At 69.6% G+C, this 18,578-nt stretch carries 17 protein-coding genes; 6 read left to right on the forward strand and 11 right to left on the reverse strand.

All coding sequences use genetic code 11. The features are described from left to right. The first annotated feature begins 90 nt into the window (after positions 1–90). The 3 genes from HUA75_RS00655 to HUA75_RS00665 all read left to right on the forward strand — a co-directional run bounded on the left by HUA75_RS00655 (position 91) and on the right by HUA75_RS00665 (position 2,783). A complete protein-coding gene (locus HUA75_RS00655; protein WP_174485884.1) occupies positions 91–1,584 on the forward strand; it encodes an anthranilate synthase component I family protein in 1,494 nt (497 codons plus the stop codon). After that, positions 1,581–2,144 (forward strand): aminodeoxychorismate/anthranilate synthase component II, encoded by a 564-nt coding sequence (locus HUA75_RS00660; protein WP_141647862.1) that lies wholly within the window; start codon positions 1,581–1,583, stop codon positions 2,142–2,144. The genes HUA75_RS00655 and HUA75_RS00660 overlap by 4 nt, the downstream gene beginning before the upstream one ends. A 159-nt stretch (positions 2,145–2,303) precedes the next feature. Further along, positions 2,304–2,783 carry a hypothetical protein gene (locus HUA75_RS00665; RefSeq protein ID WP_141647861.1) on the forward strand — a complete coding sequence of 160 codons (480 nt, stop codon included), beginning with the start codon at positions 2,304–2,306 and terminating at the stop codon, positions 2,781–2,783. A 21-nt stretch (positions 2,784–2,804) separates the two neighbouring features. On the opposite strand, the gene HUA75_RS00670 is transcribed toward HUA75_RS00665, so the two are convergent. Continuing rightward, entirely contained in the window at positions 2,805–3,401 is a 597-nt protein-coding gene (locus HUA75_RS00670; protein WP_174463177.1) for a histidine phosphatase family protein, read from the reverse strand. A 139-nt stretch (positions 3,402–3,540) separates the two neighbouring features. Here HUA75_RS00670 and HUA75_RS00675 point away from each other — a divergent pair, with 139 nt between their 5' ends. Both HUA75_RS00675 and HUA75_RS00680 read left to right on the forward strand, forming a co-directional pair. Next, entirely contained in the window at positions 3,541–3,957 is a 417-nt protein-coding gene (locus tag HUA75_RS00675) for a hypothetical protein (RefSeq protein WP_141647859.1), read from the forward strand. A gap of 177 nt (positions 3,958–4,134) precedes the next feature. After that, entirely contained in the window at positions 4,135–6,462 is a 2,328-nt protein-coding gene (locus HUA75_RS00680) for a hypothetical protein (RefSeq protein ID WP_174485275.1), read from the forward strand. A 58-nt stretch (positions 6,463–6,520) separates the two neighbouring features. Here the strand turns inward: HUA75_RS00680 and HUA75_RS00685 are convergent, their stop codons facing one another. The 7 genes from HUA75_RS00685 to aroF form a co-directional block, all read right to left on the reverse strand. Next, positions 6,521–7,108 (reverse strand): hypothetical protein, encoded by a 588-nt coding sequence (locus HUA75_RS00685; RefSeq protein ID WP_174485276.1) that lies wholly within the window; start codon positions 7,106–7,108, stop codon positions 6,521–6,523. 223 nt (positions 7,109–7,331) lie between these two features. Beyond that, positions 7,332–8,123: a tryptophan synthase subunit alpha gene (gene trpA / locus HUA75_RS00690; RefSeq protein ID WP_174463178.1), complete on the reverse strand. Its 792-nt coding sequence runs from the start codon at positions 8,121–8,123 to the stop codon at positions 7,332–7,334. Next, positions 8,120–9,325: a tryptophan synthase subunit beta gene (gene trpB / locus HUA75_RS00695; protein WP_141647855.1), complete on the reverse strand. Its 1,206-nt coding sequence runs from the start codon at positions 9,323–9,325 to the stop codon at positions 8,120–8,122. The genes trpA and trpB overlap by 4 nt, the downstream gene beginning before the upstream one ends. Positions 9,326–9,330: 5 nt before the next feature. Then, positions 9,331–9,969 (reverse strand): phosphoribosylanthranilate isomerase, encoded by a 639-nt coding sequence (locus HUA75_RS00700; RefSeq protein WP_174485277.1) that lies wholly within the window; start codon positions 9,967–9,969, stop codon positions 9,331–9,333. Further along, positions 9,966–10,724: an indole-3-glycerol-phosphate synthase gene (locus HUA75_RS00705; protein ID WP_174485278.1), complete on the reverse strand. Its 759-nt coding sequence runs from the start codon at positions 10,722–10,724 to the stop codon at positions 9,966–9,968. Before HUA75_RS00705 ends, HUA75_RS00700 begins: the two co-directional genes overlap by 4 nt. Before the next feature lie 56 nt (positions 10,725–10,780). Continuing rightward, positions 10,781–11,797 carry an anthranilate phosphoribosyltransferase gene (trpD, locus tag HUA75_RS00710; protein ID WP_174457620.1) on the reverse strand — a complete coding sequence of 339 codons (1,017 nt, stop codon included), beginning with the start codon at positions 11,795–11,797 and terminating at the stop codon, positions 10,781–10,783. Positions 11,798–11,800: 3 nt separating this feature from the next. Beyond that, positions 11,801–12,826, reverse strand: coding sequence for a 3-deoxy-7-phosphoheptulonate synthase (gene aroF / locus HUA75_RS00715; RefSeq protein WP_141648895.1), 1,026 nt, complete (start codon positions 12,824–12,826; stop codon positions 11,801–11,803). A gap of 190 nt (positions 12,827–13,016) precedes the next feature. Between aroF and HUA75_RS00720 the strand changes: the two genes are divergently transcribed. After that, on the forward strand, positions 13,017–14,270 hold the full coding sequence (locus tag HUA75_RS00720) for an NAD(P)/FAD-dependent oxidoreductase (RefSeq protein WP_174457619.1): 1,254 nt from the start codon (positions 13,017–13,019) through the stop codon (positions 14,268–14,270). A 144-nt stretch (positions 14,271–14,414) separates the two neighbouring features. Here the strand turns inward: HUA75_RS00720 and HUA75_RS00725 are convergent, their stop codons facing one another. From HUA75_RS00725 to HUA75_RS00735, 3 genes are all read right to left on the reverse strand, one after another. Next, a complete protein-coding gene (locus tag HUA75_RS00725) occupies positions 14,415–15,389 on the reverse strand; it encodes a hypothetical protein (RefSeq protein ID WP_174485279.1) in 975 nt (324 codons plus the stop codon). A 156-nt stretch (positions 15,390–15,545) separates the two neighbouring features. Continuing rightward, positions 15,546–17,513 carry a molecular chaperone HtpG gene (htpG, locus tag HUA75_RS00730; protein WP_141648892.1) on the reverse strand — a complete coding sequence of 656 codons (1,968 nt, stop codon included), beginning with the start codon at positions 17,511–17,513 and terminating at the stop codon, positions 15,546–15,548. A gap of 148 nt (positions 17,514–17,661) precedes the next feature. Then, positions 17,662–18,462 carry an endonuclease gene (locus tag HUA75_RS00735; protein ID WP_174485280.1) on the reverse strand — a complete coding sequence of 267 codons (801 nt, stop codon included), beginning with the start codon at positions 18,460–18,462 and terminating at the stop codon, positions 17,662–17,664. Positions 18,463–18,578: the final 116 nt, after the last annotated feature.

Raw genomic sequence — 18,578 nt, forward strand, 5'->3', positions numbered from 1 at the left:
TGAAGGTCGCGCGGGAGTCTCCACCCGGAGCGAAGTCCTCGGTCGTCTGGAGGACGGAGACAATGCGGTAGCGGGGGAGAGGTCATGACCATGGATGCACAGGAGCGGAAGGCGGCCTACCGCCAGCGCGCGGAGCAGGGCGAGGCAGTGCCGGTCTCGGTGGAGTTGCCGGCGGACCTCGACACGCCGCTGTCGGCGTATCTGAAGCTGGGCGGAGGCTCGCGCGGTTTCATCCTCGAGTCGTGCTACGGCGGCGAGCGCTTCGGGCGCTACAGCCACGTGGGCACCCACGCCGCGGGTCGCGTGCGCCTGGACGCGCACGGCGCCACCGTGTGGCGTGGCTCGCGCGAGGAGCGGCGCGACGGCAAGCCGATGGACGTGCTGCGCTCCTTGTGGCGTGAGCTCTCGGTGGCCCGGCTCCCCGGTGAGGCCCCGTTCCTCGGCGGGCTCGTGGGGTACATGGACTACAACTGCGTCTCGTGGATGGAGCCTACCGTTCCGGACCGGCACCCTCGCGACACGTCCTTTCCGGACTCCGAGTGGCTCATCTCCGAGGACTTCGTCACCCACGACTCGCGCACGGGGACGCTCAAGGTCACCGCCATCGCCCGGCCCTCGCTGCATGCCAGCGTGGCCGTCGCGCTGAAGGACGCGGAGGACCGCGCGCAGTCCATGGCCGAGCGACTCCTCAAGCCGCTGCCTCCGGAGGCCTATGCACCTTCGCCTCGCATGAAGGGCGATGGGGAGCCCGTGGCCTGCTGGGACCGCGCCAGCTACGAGGCCGCGGTGGAGCGCTCCAAGGAATACATCCGCGCGGGCGACATCTTCCAGGTGGTGCTCGCGCGACGCTTCGAGTCGCGAGGCGCGCCTCCTCCCTTGTCGCTCTATCGCGCGTTGCGGCGCGTGAACCCCTCGCCGTACCTGTTCCTGGTGGAGCTGGGCGAGGCGCGCGCGCTGGTGGGTGCATCGCCGGAGCTGCTCGTGCAGGTGCGCGACGGGGACGTGGTGGTGCGCCCCATCGCCGGCACGCGGCGGCGCGGAGCCTCCGAGGCGGAGGACCTGGCGTTGGAGAAGGAGCTGCTCGCGGACGAGAAGGAACGCGCCGAGCACATCATGCTGGTGGACCTGGGCCGCAATGACGTGGGTCGCGTGGCGGCGCCGGGCTCGGTGCGCGTCGAGGACCTGATGGTCATCGAGCGCTACAGCCACGTGATGCACATCGTCTCGCAGGTGCGCGGGAAGCTGGACTCGAAGTTCGACGCGCTCGATGCGCTGGCCAGCACCTTCCCCGCTGGCACCGTGTCCGGGGCGCCGAAGATTCGCGCGATGCAGATCATCGACGAGCTGGAGGTGCAGCGGCGCGGGCCCTACTCGGGCGCGGTGGGCTACCTGTCCTTCTGCGGCACGCTGGATGTGGCCATCGCCTTGCGCACCTTCTTCGTGGATGGAGACCGGACCATGTGGACCGCGGGCGCGGGACTGGTGGCGGACTCGGTGCCGTCGAAGGAAGCCGATGAGACGGAGGCCAAGGCGGGCGCCATGGCCGCCGCGCTCCGGCTGGCTCGTGAGGGAGGTGGCCGATGATTCTCGTCATCGACAACTACGACTCATTCACCTTCAACCTCGTCCAGCTCCTCTACACGCTGGGCGCCGAGGTGAAGGTGGTGCGCAATGACACGCTCGATATCGCGGGTGTCGCGGCCCAGGGGGCCTCGCACCTGGTGATTTCCCCGGGCCCCTGTACGCCGCATGAGGCCGGAATCAGTGTGGCCGCGATTGCCCAGTCCCGCGTGCCGGTGCTGGGCGTGTGCCTGGGACATCAGTCCATTGGCGCGGCCTTTGGCGGCAAGGTGATACGCGCACCGGAGCCGGTGCACGGCAAGTCCGCGCGCATCCAGCACGGAGGCTCGGGTGTCTTCACCGGCGCGAGCCAGGGGTTCCAGGCCGCGCGCTACCACTCGCTCATCGTGGAGGCGTCCTCGCTGCCGTCCGAACTGGAGCCCATCGCGTGGAGCCAGGACGGGCTCGTCATGGCGCTGCGCCACCGCGAGAAGCCCGTGGTGGGCTTCCAGTTCCATCCGGAGAGCGTGCTGACTCCCGAGGGACCCACCCTGGTGAAGAACTTCCTGGAGGGGCGCCTGTAGAGAAGGGAATCGCCCTGTGGGGCTGGGTCATTGTCGCTCGACTGACTCTGTCTGGATTGCGACGAAGCAGGGCTCCAGGGCGTGGAAACCCGCATGCGTAGCATCGCCCTTCCGGCGACCGAGGCCCCCTCCCGGGGTCGGCGCCGGAAGGGAGCCTCGATGAGAAACCGAAGCGTGGTGTTGCGCGGTCTTGCCGTGGTGTTCGGCGCGCTGATGCTGGGCGCGTGCGGAGGCGCGTCGTCCGCGGAAGGTGGACAGGGCGTACCGGTGGAGGAGATGGAGCTGACCAGCGTGGACTCGGCGTTGGGCATGTGCCCGGGCTACGACTCCTGCGCGAACTGGTCTCCCTGGTACTCCGTGGGTGGGAGCTACTGCGGCATCAATTCCGCCTGTGGCACGCGCTGGGTCTGCGAGGAGGACCCCTGGGGCTGTCCGAACGGCGTCGCCGCCGAGGCGCCTCCCGCGAAGGACGGCGCGGAGTTGCTGCCCCCGTGTTGCGGCATCCTCTACCGCGAGCCCAACCCCGCGCTCATGGGCGCGCAGGAGCGCTATCGCGTGTGCTTCAATCCGGCGGGCGCCTCGTGCACTGACTACGAGCAGACGAGCAGTGGTTCCGTGCTGAGCTGCGGAGAGTGCTGAGCCCGCGCCGCGTGGCGTGGCTCACCCCTTGAGGTGGGTGGTGTCGTTCCAGCCGGCGAGTGCCGGCTGGGCGGCATCTCCGTCGGAGCCGAGCACGCTGATGGAGCCGGTGCTCAAGAGGAACAGTCGGCCATCATCCGGCGGGAGGCCCAGCCACCGCGAGGCGAGCACGCGCAGGAAGTGGCCGTGGGAGAAGATGAGGATGTCTCCCTTCTCCTCGCGGGCATCGGCGATGACCTGGTCCGCGCGAGCGCCCACCTGTTGCACTGTCTCGCCGTGGGGCACTCCGTCCTTCCACACCGTCCAGCCGGGGTGCTCCACGCGAATCTCCGCGCCGGTGCGGCCCTCGTGGTCGCCGTAGTCCCACTCCATGAGGTCATCACGCCGCTGGGCCGCGTCGCCGTAGCCGGCCAGCGCGCAGGTCTCGAAGGCCCGGCTCAGGGGGCTGCTCCACACCTGGGAGAAGGTCCAGGCGCGCAGGGGGGCGCCGAGCAGCGCCGCCATCTTCCGACCCTCCTCCAGCAGCGGGACGTCCGTGCGCCCCGTGTGCTGGCCACTGCGGCTCCATGCCGTCTCTCCGTGACGGACGAGCACCACCTGCGGACCCCGCGTTTTCATTGGTCGGATTGTGCCATCCACGCCGTGCCAGGCGCGCGCTTCATCTGGTCCGCTGTCCAACGACGGACGCGCGTGGCTTGAACCCGTGCGTCGTCCACCGCACCCTGGGGTGATTCACGTTGCTCCCGAGGAGTCACGCATGCGTCACCTCCGCCCCTTGCCCCAGGCTTCCACCGTCCTCGCGTTGCTCCTGGCCTCGACGCTGGCCTTGCCGGGACATGCGCAGGCTCCCGCGGGGAAGGGGGCCAGCACGGACGGCACGATGTTGCTGACCATCTTCATGAAGCACGACCAGGGCAAGACGCTGGAGGAGATCAACGCGCACCTGGACCGCACGGGCTTTCGCAAGAGCTTCCCGCCGCCCGGCGTGGAGGTGGTGTCCTGGTACGTGATGATGGGCGTGGGACAGGTCGTCACCGTGCGGCTTCCTCCCGAGAAACTGCGCGAGGTGAACCTCGCGTTCGAGAAGGGCGCGTGGGGCGCGTTCCGCACGGAGTTCTACCCGACGTATGACTACCGGGCCATCTGGGAGAAGGCTCGCTCGGCCTCTCCTTGAGGTGGCGAGGTGCGGTGCTTCTGCCGTGCCGGGCACGCGTCCTGAACTATGCTCGCGCCGGGCGATGCCTCGCCCAGGGCTGCTCGCGTGTCCTCTCCAGAATCCACTTCCCCCGCCCTTCCTTCGAGTGAGCCTTCGCAGCGCGCGCGCGTACATTCCGCGCGGTCCGAGTGGCTGTTGCTGGTGGCCTGTGCCCTGGGCCTGACGGCGCTCTACTTCCACCGGGTGCCGCTCACGGGGGAGATGTTCAGCGAGCGCGATTCGCTGCACGTCTACCTGCCGGTGTTCCACTACTGGCGCGAGGCGGTGCTGGCGGGCCGGTTTCCGGAGTGGCTGACGCTGGATGGGTTCGGTCAGCCCTACGCGGGCACGCTGGTCGTCGCGCCTTTTCATCCGAGCAAGTTGCTGTACCTGTTGCTCTCGCTGGACCAGGCCTTCAACGCGAACATCCTGCTGTGTTTCCCGGTCGCGCTGCTGGGGGGATATGCGCTGACTCGACTGTGGGAGGTGCCTCGGCCGGGCGCGTTCCTGGCGGGGATGGCGTATGCCTTCAGCGGCTACCTGGTCTGCATCACCAACAACCTCTGCTACCTGATGGCCGCGGCCACGGTTCCATGGGCGCTGTGGGCGTCGGAGCGACAGCTTCGCGCGCCGGGGCCGCGGCGGTTGTTGCTCGCGGGAGCGTTGCTCGCGCTCGTGTTGTTCGCGGGGGACGTGCAGGCCTTCTGTGTGACGTATGGGCTGGTGGTGTTGCTCGCGCTCTCCGGGCCCGCTGTCGCTCAGCGCTCCCGGCTGTTGGCCATGTTGGGGGTGCTCGGGGTGGGGACTCTGCTGGCCGCGCCGCAGTTGTTCTCGTCCGTGGCCTTGATGGGAACGGCTGAAGCGGGGGGCCGGACGCTCGACATCGCGCAGGAGTTCTCGCTCCATCCACTGCGGCTGCTCGAACCGTTGCTGGGGCCGTATCTGGTGTTTCCCGAGCAGGTACCAGAGGCGTCGACGGCCGTCGTCATCAAGCTGGCTCCCTCGGGCTTCGCGAGCTTCTGGGTGAGCTCCATCCACCTGGGGGTGCCCGTGCTCCTCCTCGCGGGGGCGGGCGCGTGGCGACATCGTCGTTCACGGACGCTGTGGCTGTGGGGGAGCGTGTGGCTGCTCGCCCTGGGGCTTTCGCTGGGGGATGCGCTGCCGCTCTACGGGGCCGCCTATGCGTGGGTCCCTCCATGGCGCGTGTTCCGCTACCCCTCCAAGCTCGTTCCCTTCCTGGGGCTGGGTGTTTGTTTCCTGGCGGCATTGGGATGGAAGGGCGTGTTCCAGGGCGAGGCTCGACGGGCCTTTCTCCGGCTGGCGGTGACGGTGGTGGTGGGGTGTCTCGTGCTCGCCGCGGCCGAGCGGTGGGGTCAGGCCTTCACCTCGGGATTGTTGGTGCCTCGCTGGCCGGAGATGCCGGAGGACCTTCGCGAGTTGCTCTCGTCGCGGTTCGTCGTCGTCTGTCTCGTGGCCTCGGCGGGCGCGGCGCTCTGCGGGGGCGGGATGCTCCAGCCTCGCTGGAGCGCTGGGGTGTTGCTGGTGACGCAGTTCGTGTCGAGCGCCGTGGCGAGTGAGGGGCTCTATGAATTGCTTACGCCCGAGGTGCTGTCCACGCCGCCTCCGTTCGTCGAGGAAATCCTCGCGCGCCCTCGCGTGGAGGAGCGGGTGCCCGTTCGGGTGGCCTCCCACTATGACGTGGCTGGGCTCACGTCGAAGATAGAGGGGCTTGATCCGCTGCAGCGGCGCTCGCTCGGCTCGGTGCAGACGCTCATGCCGGACACGCCGGGCCTGTGGGGACTGGAGAGCGCGGAGGTGCACCTGCCCGGCGGGAGCCGGCGGGTGCGCGCTATCGTCAAGGAAGTGACGCCGTGGTTCCTCGTACGAGCCCCCCTGTTCTCGGTGGCCTATTCAGTCCACCCGGTCATGGAGTGGAAGCCACTCGAGGCCGCGGGAAGGAAGCTCGTGGGAGCGGACGCTTCGCTGGGGGCGGTGATGGTGGAGCACCCGGGAGTCCTGCCGCGTGTGTTCCTGGCGAATGCCCGCTGTGTCGACTCGTATGAGACCGCGATGCCGCTGTTGGAGGACACGCTCGTTCGCTCCGGTCGGGTGGCGCTCGTCGAGTGTGGTGCGGCCGGGCCCGGCCTGGCCACGGGGGACACGTCCGCCGTGGGAGGGCAGGTGAGGGTGGAGCGGTACGAGGCGGAGTCCCTGGTGTTTGAGGTGGAGAGCGCTCGCGACGCGGTGCTCGTCGTGAATGACGCGTGGTTCCCGGGGTGGACCGCGTCGGTGGATGGCGTGGAGGCTCCGATTCTTCCAGCCAACGTCGCGGTGCGTGCCGTGCCGGTGAAGGCGGGCCGCCATCAGGTGACGATGGTCTATCGAGACCTGCCCGCGCGGTGGGGCCTGGGCGTCTCCGCGCTGACGTTCCTGGGGCTGCTTGGAATGGTTGTGGCTCGCGGGCGACGAGCGCGGTCCGCGTGAGGCGATTCGGGTGGGACACCCCTGGATTTCCGCCGCGTGCTCGCGCCTTGCTGGCGGGTCAGCGCAGGCCCTCTCGGAGCATCCGGTTCGCAACGCGATGGATGCCGTAGGCGCGCAGGTAGAACGGCTCCTCCGCTTTCGTGTCCACGGCGGTCCCCTTGTGCGTAGCGGTCCCATAGGGAAGATCGGGAAAGACGTCCGCGTAGCAGGTGGGGGCGCTAAGCACAGTGGTCTGCCAGCCGGCGGCGCTCCGGGTATCGCAGCTCCACTCAAGGGCCGCCCGATAGCTCCCATTGTCTCCGCAATCGGGCGCTGTCTCTTGCTGGGTGGCTGCATCCACCAGCTCGCGGACCATCTGGTATCCGGCGATGGGTGAGAGCGTCCGCTGTGACACTCGGAGGCTGAAGTAGAGCCCTGAGTCGTATCCTCCTTCAATCTTCGCCACGAAGGGCGTCAGGACGAGGTTCACCGTCCCCGACTCGCTGAAGTAACAGCGATTGATTTCGAAGTGGATTCGGAGCGCCCCATGCGATGCCGTGAGCAGGCACGCCAGTGGGGAGACTGCTTGTGGTTCCATCTGCGCGTGCGTGGGGCTCGCCGCGAGCAGTGCCGTCGCCATCACTCCGGCCCAGCTGTCACATCTCATGAAGGACTCCTCTCCAACTCCGTCGGAAAGGCCGTCATGAGACATGGCGAGGGCTTGGGGTTCCTCACGGTCTCATCACGATTCCTACATGGCAGGTGCGCACCCTTCGCCATGCAGATGGTCCAGGGTGACGCGTCCCGATAGTTTCGCGTGCGGTACGAGAGAGGCGATGCGCGAGGACGGGTTCCTCGCACCGTTCTCCCTCGTATCCGAGCCTCTTCGCTCAGCGCTTCAGGCCGCGCTTGATTTCAGCGCAGAGCGCCTTGGCGGCCTGAGGCCCGTCGGCGTGCGCGGCCCGGACGATGGCGCTGCCCACCACCACGCCGTCCGCATGCGCCGACAATGTCCGCGCCTGGTCCGCGCTGGAGATGCCGAAGCCCGCGACGACCGGCACCGGCGAGGCGTTGCGCACCAGGTCCAACCGCTGCGACAGGTCCGGCGGCAGCTCGGCGCGCATGCCCGTCACGCCCGCCACCGACACGCAGTACACGAAGCCGCGCGCGTCCTTCGCGATGGCCTCCGCTCGCGCTCGCGGCGTCGTCGGCGCGCACAGCGGAATCAGGTCCACGCCTGCCGCGTCGAACGTGGCGCGCAGGCTCCCGCTCTCCTCGGGCGGCAGGTCCGGAAGGATGGCTCCCGACACGCCGCGCTCACGCGCCAGCTTCGCGAAGCGCTCCTCACCCATCGCCATGATGACGTTGACGTACGTCATGATGACCAGTGGCGTCTCCGGGCAGCGCCGACGAACCTCCGGCACCACCTCCTCCAGCACGCGCTTCAACGTGGAGCCCGCCTTCAGCGCGCGCTCCGCGGCGCCCTGGATGACGGGCCCGTCGGCGATGGGGTCGCTGAACGCCACGCCCACCTCGACGATGTCCGCGCCACCCTCCACCAGCGCGGTGAACACGTCCACCGAGCGCGGCAGGTCCGGGTCTCCCGCCATGGCGTACGCCACCAGCGCGCCTTCACCCCGCGCCTTCGCCCGTGCGAACGCCTTCGCGATATCGCCGCTCACGCCTTCACCCCCACCGCGGGCGGGACGCCTCGCGCGGAAATCGTCGCGACGTCCTTGTCCCCTCGGCCCGAGCAGTTGATGACCAGGTACCTACCCACGCCCAGCTCCCGCGCCAGCTCCCTGCCTCGCGCGAACGCATGCGACGTCTCCAGCGCGGGGAGGATGCCCTCCATCCGGGCCACCTCGTAGAACGCCGCCAGCGCCTCGTCGTCCGTGGCCGTGCGCACTTCCATGCGCCCCGTCTTCGCCAGATGCGCCAGCTCCGGCCCCACGCCCGGATAGTCCAGGCCCGCCGAGATGCTGTGCGCCTCCTGAATCTGTCCGTCCCCGTCCTGCAACACCAGCGAGCGCGAGCCGTGCAACACGCCCTCCGAGCCCAGCGTCAGCGACGCACCATGCTGACCCGAGTCCAGCCCATGGCCTCCCGCCTCCACGCCGATGAGCCGGACGCTCGCGTCGCCGATGAACGGATGCAGCACGCCAATCGCATTCGAACCGCCACCCACGCACGCCACAATCGCATCCGGCAGCTTCCCGAAGGCGGCCTGCGCCTGCGTGCGCAGCTCCTTGCCGATGATGGCCTGGAAGTCGCGCACCACCGTCGGATACGGATGCGGCCCCGCCGCGCTGCCGATGACGTAGTGCGTGTCCGATACCTGCGACACCCAGGTGCGCATGGCCTCGTTCATCGCGTCCTTCAGCGTCCGCGAGCCCGACTCCACGGGGCGCACCACCGCGCCCAGCGCGCGCATCCGGAAGACGTTGAGCGCCTGCCGCTCCACGTCCAGCGCGCCCATGTACACCTCGCACGGCAGGCCAAAGAGCGCGCACGCGGTGGCCGTCGCGACGCCGTGCTGGCCCGCGCCCGTCTCCGCGATGATGCGCTTCTTGCCCATGCGCAACGCGAGCAACACCTGCCCCACGGTGTTGTTGATTTTGTGCGCGCCCGTGTGCGCCAGGTCCTCGCGCTTGAGCCAGACGTGCGCGCCCCCCCACGCCTCGGTCAGCCGGCGCGCGGGCGTCAGCGTCGTGGGCCTGCCCACGAACTCGCGCAGCACCCGCGCCACTTCCGCGTCGAACGTCGGGTCCGCGCGAGCCGCCGCGTACGCCTCTTCCAGTTCCATCAGCGCCGGGACGAGCGTCTCCGGCACGTAGCGCCCGCCGAAGCGCCCGAAGCGACCGGCGGCAGTCTCCGTGTTCATCCCTGTCACTCCCAGAGGTTGATGGACTTCGCGGCCCGCACGAAGGCGCGCACCGCGTCCATGTCCTTGATGCCCGGGGCCGACTCCACCCCGCTGGCCACGTCCACTCCGTACGGCCGCGTCGCGCGCACCGCCTCCGCCACGTTGGAGGGCTTCAATCCACCCGCCACCAACACCGGCACGCCATGCCCCGACAGCCCCGCCACCAGCGACCAGTCGAAGCCCACGCCGCCCCCGCCATACCCCGGCGCCGCCCCGTCCAACAGCAGCCCGGCCACGTCTCCCACTCCCAGATACGTCCGCGCCCGCGCCACATCATCCGGACCCTGCACGCGCAGCGCCTTGATGACCGGCACTCCGTACCCCGAGCAGGCCTCCGGAGGCTCGTCCCCATGGAGCTGCACCGCCGTGAGGCCGCACTCCCGCACCTTCGCCCGGATGTCGTCCGGCGAGGCGTTGACGAACACGCCCACCACCGCGCCCAGCGGCGGCCGGGTCCGCGCCAGCGCCGCCGCCGTGGCCACGTCCACGCACCGGGGAGAGCGCGCGTAGAAGTTGAGCCCGAGCGCATCCGCGCCCGCCTCCCACGCGCCTCGAGCATCCTCCAGCCGGGTGACACCACAGACCTTCACCCGAACGCTCACGGTGACAGGCCTTCCTCGCCGAGCAGCCGCCGCAGCGCCCGTCCAGGGTCCGCGTCGCGCAAGAGCGACTCACCCACCAGCACCGCGTCAGCTCCGGCCTCACGCGCCGACACCAGCTCCGTTACGGACTTGAGCCCGCTTTCGGCCACCAGGACCCGAGCGCGAGTCCGAAGCCGAGGCATCACCCGCAACGCCGTGCCCACGTCCGTCTTCAACGTGGCCAGGTCCCGGTTGTTGATGCCCACCAGCTCCGCGCCCGCCGCCAGGGCTCGCTCGGCGTGCGCCTCCGTATGAGCCTCCACCAGCGCGGCCACCTTCACCGCGCGCGCCGTGGCGAGCATCTCCCGCAGCTCGCCATCCTCCAGCGCATCCGCGATGAGCAGCACCGCGTCCGCGCCCCACAGCGCGCTCTCCTCCACCTCGCGCGCCGCGACGAGGAAGTCCTTGCGCAGCACCGGCACCGACACCGCCGCTCGCACGGCGACGAGGTCCTCCAGCGCGCCACCGAAGTCCGGCCCGTCCGTCAGCACGCTGATGGCACTGGCCCCCGCGGCCTCGTAGGCCCGGGCCACCGCCACCACGTCCGCGTGGGGAAACGCGCCGCCCGAGGGGCTCTTGCGCTTCACCTCCGCGATGACACTCACCAGGCGCCCCGGTGCTCGTCGCAGAAGCGCGTCCGCGAAGTCACGTGGCTCGGGACGCGCGCGCGGCGACAGGGGAGGCCGCTGGGCCAGCTCCCGTCGCTTGCGCGCCATGATGAGGTCCAGCGTCCCCGGCGCGGCCGGAGACGCACTTCCTGAATGTGCCCCGCTCACGACACGGCCCCGTGGATGAGCGAAGCCAGCTTGCGCGCCGCCGCCCCTGAGTCGATGGCGTGCTCCGCCTTCCGAACGCCCTCGCGCAGGTCCGACACCATGCCCACCACCACCAGCGCCGCCGCGGCGTTGAGCAGCACCGCCGTGCGCAGCCCGGAGCGCTCGCCGGCCAAAAGCGCGCGCAGCCGCTGCGCGTTCTCGTCCGCGTCGCCGCCGGCGATGGCCTCGCGAGGCACCAGGTCCAGCCCCGCGTCCTCGGGCCTCACGGTGAACACTCGCACCGTGCCGTCCTCTCGCAGCTCCGCCACCTCAGTGGGGGAGCAGGGCGAGATTTCGTCCAGCCCGTCGTGGCCGTGCACCACCCACGCGCGCCGGCTGCCCAGTCGTCCCAGCACGCGCGCGGTCTGCTCCACGCGCTTGCCGTCGAAGGTGCCCAGCAACTGATAGCGCGCGCCGGCCGGATTGGTCAGCGGGCCCAGCAGGTTGAACATGCTGTGAAAGCCCATGTCCCGCCGCGCCTGGGCCACGTGCCTCAGCGCGCTGTGATGCGAGGGCGCGAAGAGGAAGCCCACCCCGTGCTCGTCGATGTCGAGCGCCACGCGCTCATGAGGGCGCTCCATGGAGACCCCCAGCGCGGCCAGCACGTCCGCGCTGCCACACCGACTGGAGACGGCGCGGTTGCCATGCTTGGCCACCGTCACCCCCGCCCCGGCGGCCACGAAGGCCACCGCGGTGGAGATGTTGAAGGTGTGCGCCCCATCACCCCCGGTACCGCAGGTGTCGAGCACCACTTCCGCCCGGGGAGACAGCTTCGCCGCGCAGGCTCGCATCGCCTCCGCCGCGCCGAGGATTTCGTCCTCCGTCTCCCCCTTCATCTTGAGCGCCGTCGCCAGCGCCCCCACTTGAGCAGGCGATGCCTCTCCCGCGAGCATCAGGCCCATGACCCGGGCCATCTCCTCGCGGGTGAGGTCGCGCCGGCCCACCACCTTGCCCAGCGCTTCCTTGAGTGTCATCGCCTATCCCAGCGACACGACTTCGCGGCCCATCGCCCGCGCAATCGCTCGCACTTCGTGCATGGATTTCTCGAACTCGGGGAAGTCCAACGACTGGGCTCCATCCGACTTCGCGCGCGGCGGGTCCGGGTGCACTTCGACGATGATGCCGTCCGCCCCCACCGCCACCGCCGCCCGCATCATCGCCGGCACCGCCTTGCGCACGCCGATGCCGTGCGAGGGGTCCACGAAGACGGGCAGGTGCGAGAGCTGCTTGAGCATGGGCACGGCGTTCAAGTCCAACGTGTTGCGCGTCATCGTCTCGAACGTGCGGATGCCGCGCTCGCAGAGGATGACCTGGGTGTTGCCTCGGGCGACGATGTACTCGGCCGCCATCAACAGCTCCTTGATGGTGGCGGACATGCCGCGCTTGAGCAGCACTGGCTTGCGGCGCTCGCCCACCGCCTCCAGCAGGCTGAAGTTCTGCATGTTGCGCGCGCCAATCTGCAGGATGTCCGTGGCTTCGTCGACCGCGTCCAGCGTCGCGGTGTCCTTCACCTCGGTGGTGACGAGCAGGCCCGTCTCCTTGCGCGCCTCCATGAGCAGCGCCAGGCCGTCACCCTTGAGGCCCTGGAACTCATAGGGGCTGGTGCGAGGCTTGAACGCTCCACCGCGCAGCATGGTGGCGCCCGCCTTCTTCACCGCGTGCGCGGTGGAGAGAATCTGCTCACGCGACTCCACCGAGCACGGGCCGGCGATGACGTGGAACGACGCGCCGCCGATGGTGAGGTCACCCACGCGCAGCTGCGTGTCCTCCGGCTTCACCTCGCGGCTGACGAGCTTGAAGGGCTGGGAGATGGAGACCGCGTCCGCGACGCCGGGCAGCACTCGGAAGGGTTCGGGTTCCACCGCACCGGGGTTGCCGGTGATGCCGATGGCCGTGCGAGTGCCCCCTGGAATCGCGTGCGGTTGCCAGCCACGACGGCGGATCTCGTCGTTCACACGCTCGATGTCCTGGGCCGTCGCGTCTGGTCGCATCACGATCAACATGGGGATACCCGCTTTCTCTCCGCTAATTGACGCCGGGAAGCCGGCGTTGTGAGGCCTCGAGGTTTCGAAACCTCGCCTGCCAGTTCCGCACAGTGTTCGCTCGCGAGCAACCCGGACGACAGTGCCACTTGCGGCTCGCGCTCCAGGCGACCCAGCATGGAGGGGGGGCAGCGCGGATGTGGGAGAGCACGTGTCGAACCCGGACGTCATCGTCGTGGGCGCGGGACTATCGGGGCTGGCGTGCGCGCGAGCGCTCGTCCAATCCCGCTTGAAAGTGATGCTCCTGGAGGCCGGAGCGGAGCCGGGTGGCCGCGTGCGCACCGACGTGCACGAGGGTTTCCTGCTCGACCGGGGATTCCAGGTGTACCTCACGGCCTATCCGGAAGCTCAGCGGATACTGGATGTCGAGGCGCTGAAGCTCCATTGCTTCATGCCCGGAGCAAAAGTGTGGAGGGGCGGGCGGCTGCACACGGTGGTGGACCCGCTGCGTCAGCCCGTGACGGCGCTCGCCCATCTGTTCGGTTCGGTCGGCACGTTCTGGGACAAGTTGCGGGTGTTGGAGCTGCGGCAGTTGGCGCGCTCGGGCGAGGAGGTGGACGTGTGGCTGCGTCCCCAGCGCACGTCGCGGCGCTATCTGGAGGAGCTGGGCTTCACGGAGGAGATGGTGGAGGGCTTCCTCAGGCCCTTCCTGGCGGGCGTCTTCCTGGACCGTTCGCTGATGACGTCCAGCAGGTTCCTCGAGTTCGTCTTCCGCATGTTCTCCTCGGGGGACGCGGGCGTGCCGGAGCAGGGGATGGGCGCGATTCCCGAGCAGCTCGCCGCGAAGCTGCCTCCCGGGTGCCTGCGCGGACACGCCCCCGTGGCGGAGGTGTGGGGCCACCGTGCGCGGTTGGCGGACGGGGAGATGGTGGGTGCGCAGGCGGTGGTGGTGGCCGCGGACCCGCCGGCCGCGGCACGGCTGCTGCCCGGCATGCCGGTGCCGATGATGAACGCGGTGACGTGTCTTTACTTCGCCGCGCCCGCGCCTCCGGTGGAGGGGCCCTGGTTGGTGCTCAATGGCGAGGGGCGAGGCGTGGTGAACAACGTGGCGATGATGAGCGAGGTCTCTCCGGCGTATGCGCCGCGCGGACAGTCCCTCGTGTCCGTGTCGGTGCTGGGCGTGTCCTCGGATGGGGAGGCGCTGCGCGCGCGGGTGTGCGAGGAATTGAAGGAGTGGTTTGGCGCGGGCGTGGCGGAGTGGCGGCATTTGCGGACGTACTCGCTGCCGTTCGCGTTGCCCGCGCAGACGGTGGAGGCGCTGGAGCCTCCACACCGTCCGGTTCGACTGTCACCCGGGCTCTACGTGTGCGGTGACCATCGGGACAGCGCGTCCATCCATGGTGCGCTGGGCTCGGGGCGACGCGCGGCCGAGGCCGTGCTCACGGACCTGGGGCTGTACTCGTAGCGAGGGCAGCGCGCACGGTGGGCACCGCGTTTGCGAGGCGAGCACCGTGTTCGAGCCACATCTCCGCGCGCGTGGGCTCATGCCGCGGCCCAGCGAGCGCCGCGCTCCATCTCGAATCGACGAGCGCGGCGTTCAGGCTTCGGCTCAGCGAGCGCGGTTCTTGCCCTTGCGCTTCGTCGCCCCGCGAGGGGCCTTGGGCGCCTTGGCCTTCGCCGCGGCACCTCGCGTCGCCTTGACGGACGTGGAGCGCTTGGCGCTCACCGTCGCACCGCGCCGCTTGCGGCTGAGGGCTCCCCCGGACCGCTTGCTGGTCGCGGTAGGACGCCGCCGCTTCGCGGCCTCGGCCGCGCGCTCCGCACGAGGTGCCTTCGCGGCGCTCTTGCCACCCGCGCGCTTCGCGGCCTGCTTCCCACGCGCCTTGCCGCTTCCCACCTTGCGACGGGCATTCTTGCGCGCACGGCCCTTCGTCTCCTCGCCCACACTCGCCGGAGCCGCGCTCACGGTGGGCGCCACGGGGGCCTTCGCGACGGGCGCCACTTCCCGCACCACCGCCACGCTGGCGGTGACCGGCACGGCGACGCTCGCCGCCGGAGCCACGGGCGCCGTCCTGGCTCGGGTCACCGTTCGCCGGGGGCCCGTCGCGGCAGCTCGCTTCGCCCGGGGCGGCGGCGCACCCAGCAGGTCCTCCGCGGCGCCGGCCTCCTCCGTCCACTGCAAGGGGAACGACTCCGCGGTCAGCGGACCCGAAGCCAGGAGCAACGGCGCCGCCAGCTCATCCGCGCCAGAGGCCACGGCCGCCATCGCCGTCACGAGGCTGAGCGTCGTGGGCGCCGCTCCACCCAGCGGATAGAGCGCCACCGAGCCCATGTCATTCCAGCCCACCACCAGATAGCGGAAGGCATCCGGGTGGCGCGCGCGCAGCGTGCTCATCACCAGGACGAAGGCGTTGAAGCCCCCGTCATCGAAGCGCACCAGCCACTGGTTGCCGAGCGGCTGACGCACGCGCCGGCGGGGCTTGCTGAGCTCGGCTCGGACCACTCCCTGGATGGCGGCGCGCGCCGAGGGGGCCGCCGTCGGAAGGATGTCGCAAGTGAAGACGGCGAAGGAGGTCTGGGACATCCGGCCATCATTCCCTATCACTCACAAGGCTGTCTAATGCCGCGGCCTCGATTTGCGCGAAAGGCCGCCAGCGCTGTCCACCAGACGTCGGCGGAACAGTCCCGCCACGGACCTCCAGCCCCGGATAAGCAGGGCGGAGGTCCATGGCCGCCGCCGTCAGCTCGCGGCCTGCGTGGGCACCGCCGGGGCCGGAACCTCGGGCACCGGCGCCTTCGCGGCCTGCCCCGCCACCTGCGTCAGCAGCGACGTCAGCCGACGCGCGAAGCGGTTCGGGTCGGAGATGGTGCTGCCCTCGGTGAGCAGCGCCTGGTCATGCAAGAGTTCAATCCACTCGGACACCTGCGCCTGCGCGGGGTCCTTCTCGTGCACGGCCTTCAGGTGCTCGATGACGGGGTGCTTGGGATTGACCTCCAGGATGCGCTTCACGCGCGGCATCCCCTTGCCCCGCTGCTGGAGCAGCCGCTCCAGGTACGCCGGCGAGCCGCCCTCCGGCACCACGAGGCACACCGGCGAGTCCGTGAGCCGGTCCGACACGCGCACCTCGCGCACCGAGTCCTGCAGCACGTCCTTCATCTTCGCGGTGAGTCCCTTCAGCCCCTCCGAGTTCTGCTCGTGCTCCTTCTTCTGCTCGTCGGTGGACTGCAGCTTCAGGTCCGCCTGGAGCGCGGACACCAGCGGCTTGCCCTGGAACTCGCGCAGCCCCTGCGCGGCCCACTCGTCCACCGGGTCCGTCATGAAGAGGACCTCGTAGCCGCGCTGCTTCAGCGCCTCCAGGTGCGGGCTGTCCTCCACCGCCTTCCGGGACTCGCCGTACATGTAATAGAGCGCCTCCTGGCCCTCCTTCATGCGCGACACGTAGTCCGAAAGCGACGTCAGCCCCTCCTCGCGCGAGCTCTCGTAGCGCAGGAGGCCGCCCAGCTTGTCCTTGTGCTCGGCCTCGGTGGCCAGGCCCTCCTTGAGCACCGTGCCGAAGGACTTCCAGAACGCCGTGTAGTCCTCGGGCTTGTCCTTGGCCAGCTTCTCCAGGAGGTCCAGCGACTTCTTCACCACGTGCTTGCGGATGGCGCGCACCACCTGCGAGTCCTGGAGCAGCTCGCGCGACACGTTCAACGGCAGGTCATCCGAGTCGATGACGCCGCGCACGAAGCGCAGCCACTGCGGCACCAGCTCCTCGCAGCGGTCCATGATGAACACGCGCTTGACGAACAGCCGCACCCCGCGCTGCTGCTGCGCGTTCAAGTCGAACGGCGGGTTCTTCGGCACGAAGAGCAGGCCGGTGAACTGCTGGTTGCCGTCCGCCCTGAAGTGCGTCCACGCCAGCGGCACGTCCCAGTCATGGGTCAGGTGCTTGTAGAACTCCTGGTACTGCTCGTCGGTGATTTCGCTCTTCGAGCGCTGCCACAGCGCGCTCGCCTTGTTCACCACCTCCAGCGCGACCTCCGTCTTCGCGTCGTCCCCCGTCCCGGTGGTCTTCTTCACCTGGAGCTTGATGGGGTGGCCCACGTAGTCGGAGTACTGCGTAATCAGCGAGCGCACCCGCCACTCGTCCAGGAACTCCTTCTGGTCCTCCTTCAGGTGGAGGATGACGGCGGTGCCCCGGGCGGCGCGCTCGGCGGGCTCCACGGTGAAGGAGCCGTGGGCCTCCGAGGACCACTTCCACGCCTGCGAGTCCTTGCCCGCCGCGCGGCTGACGACTTCCACCCGGTCCGCGACGAGGTAGGCGCTGTAGAAGCCCACGCCGAACTGGCCGATGAGCTGCACGTCCTTCTGCCCGCGCTGGGTCGCCATCTGGAGGAACTCGCGCGAGCCGGAGTGGGCGATGGTGCCCAGGTTCTTCACCAGCTCGTCATGGGACATGCCGATGCCGGTGTCCTCGATGGTGAGCGTGTTCTTCTCCGCGTCGGGGGTGATGCGCAGCTCCAGCTCCGGCGCATCCGACAGGAGCTCCGGCTCCGTAATCGCGCGGAAGCGCAGCTTGTCGAGCGCGTCCGAGGCGTTCGACACCAGCTCACGCAGGAAGATCTCCTTGTGGCTGTAGAGCGAGTTGATGACCAGGCTGAGGAGCTGGTTGATCTCCGCCTGGAAGGCGTGGGTTTCCCGCTGGGGGGCAGCTTCGACGGTCATGGGTACAGGGCCTCCGGGCGCCCGGGTGGGCGGCAAGCGTCGTCTCCCCATAACCATGGAAAACAGCTTGTCGAGGGGAGGGCGCCCGGGAGCCTGCCGTCGGGCCGGGCCCGTGAAGGCCTGGCACCCGGGTCCCCCCTCGGGTGGGTTACAGGGGAGGGTAGATGGGCGGGTAGTTGTAGCCGAAGTTGCTGTCCCAGTACGTCTGTCCGTTCACCTCGTAGCGGACGTAGTAGGCCGGGGTGCCCGTCCCGGCGGGAATCCGGGCCTGCCAACGCTCCACGCCCTGGGCGTTGGGGCTGGAGACGTAGGAGTAGCCCACGGAGTACCCGGTGGTGAAGGTGGCGGCGACCTGGTGCGAGGTGGCCCACCCGTCCGTGGAGTACACCACGGTGACGTTCTTCGAGTAGGCGAGGTTCTTCACGTCGATGCCGATGTCCACGTCGCCGGTAGGCTGCCAGTAGCTCGTGCCCACCAGCACGTTGGCGCGCGGCAACAGCGGCCCGTCCGCGCGGCCCAGGTGGTAGTTGGCCCCGCCGTTGTTGTCCCAGTACGTCTGGCCATTCACGGTGAACTTCGCCACGAACTCCAGGTCGCGCGTCGGCTGGGGCGTCGTCCCCCAGCTCTGGTACTGCCGCGTCACCTTCCACAGCTCCAGCCCCGCGCCCGCGTCGCCCGCGTACGAGGCGGCCAGGTCCGTCCAGGTGCCGTCGGGCTGCTTGTCGTGGATGGCCACCTGCTTCTCGTAGGCCAGGTTCTTCACCACCACGAAGTACGTGACGTCCTGCCACGTCTGCCCGTAGCGGGTGCCCACGGTGCTCACCGCCTTGAGCAGCTTCACCTCGTCCGCCGCGAGCGCGGAGGCCGACGAGAGGCCCACGGTGAGCCCGGCCAGCACGCACAGCGCCGCGCGCCACCGGGAGAGGAGAGAGAGTCGGTTCGTCGTCATGAAAACCTCTTCATGAGCCAGCCCCTCGGCCGGCTCCAGGAACCTGGGGAATCCAGGGCTCTCCCATGTTGGCAGCAGGCCCCGACGCGCGTCGCGTCACGCGTCATGGGACCGTC

The organism is Myxococcus sp. CA040A (genome assembly GCF_013336725.1).
GTDB lineage: Bacteria > Myxococcota > Myxococcia > Myxococcales > Myxococcaceae > Myxococcus > Myxococcus llanfairpwllgwyngyllgogerychwyrndrobwllllantysiliogogogochensis.

What these genes read in the sequence shown, in the direction of transcription:
- HUA75_RS00685 (WP_174485276.1), bottom strand. Translation starts at nt 7,108, where the DNA reads ATGAGATGTGACAGCTGGGCCGGAGTGATGGCGACGGCACTGCTCGCG.
- htpG (WP_141648892.1), bottom strand. Translation starts at nt 17,513, where the DNA reads ATGACCGTCGAAGCTGCCCCCCAGCGGGAAACCCACGCCTTCCAGGCG.
- HUA75_RS00725 (WP_174485279.1), bottom strand. Translation starts at nt 15,389, where the DNA reads ATGTCCCAGACCTCCTTCGCCGTCTTCACTTGCGACATCCTTCCGACG.
- trpD (WP_174457620.1), bottom strand. Translation starts at nt 11,797, where the DNA reads ATGACACTCAAGGAAGCGCTGGGCAAGGTGGTGGGCCGGCGCGACCTC.
- HUA75_RS00665 (WP_141647861.1), top strand. Translation starts at nt 2,304, where the DNA reads ATGAGAAACCGAAGCGTGGTGTTGCGCGGTCTTGCCGTGGTGTTCGGC.
- HUA75_RS00675 (WP_141647859.1), top strand. Translation starts at nt 3,541, where the DNA reads ATGCGTCACCTCCGCCCCTTGCCCCAGGCTTCCACCGTCCTCGCGTTG.
- aroF (WP_141648895.1), bottom strand. Translation starts at nt 12,826, where the DNA reads ATGTTGATCGTGATGCGACCAGACGCGACGGCCCAGGACATCGAGCGT.
- HUA75_RS00660 (WP_141647862.1), top strand. Translation starts at nt 1,581, where the DNA reads ATGATTCTCGTCATCGACAACTACGACTCATTCACCTTCAACCTCGTC.
- trpB (WP_141647855.1), bottom strand. Translation starts at nt 9,325, where the DNA reads ATGAACACGGAGACTGCCGCCGGTCGCTTCGGGCGCTTCGGCGGGCGC.
- HUA75_RS00705 (WP_174485278.1), bottom strand. Translation starts at nt 10,724, where the DNA reads ATGGCGCGCAAGCGACGGGAGCTGGCCCAGCGGCCTCCCCTGTCGCCG.
- HUA75_RS00655 (WP_174485884.1), top strand. Translation starts at nt 91, where the DNA reads ATGGATGCACAGGAGCGGAAGGCGGCCTACCGCCAGCGCGCGGAGCAG.
- HUA75_RS00735 (WP_174485280.1), bottom strand. Translation starts at nt 18,462, where the DNA reads ATGACGACGAACCGACTCTCTCTCCTCTCCCGGTGGCGCGCGGCGCTG.
- HUA75_RS00670 (WP_174463177.1), bottom strand. Translation starts at nt 3,401, where the DNA reads ATGAAAACGCGGGGTCCGCAGGTGGTGCTCGTCCGTCACGGAGAGACG.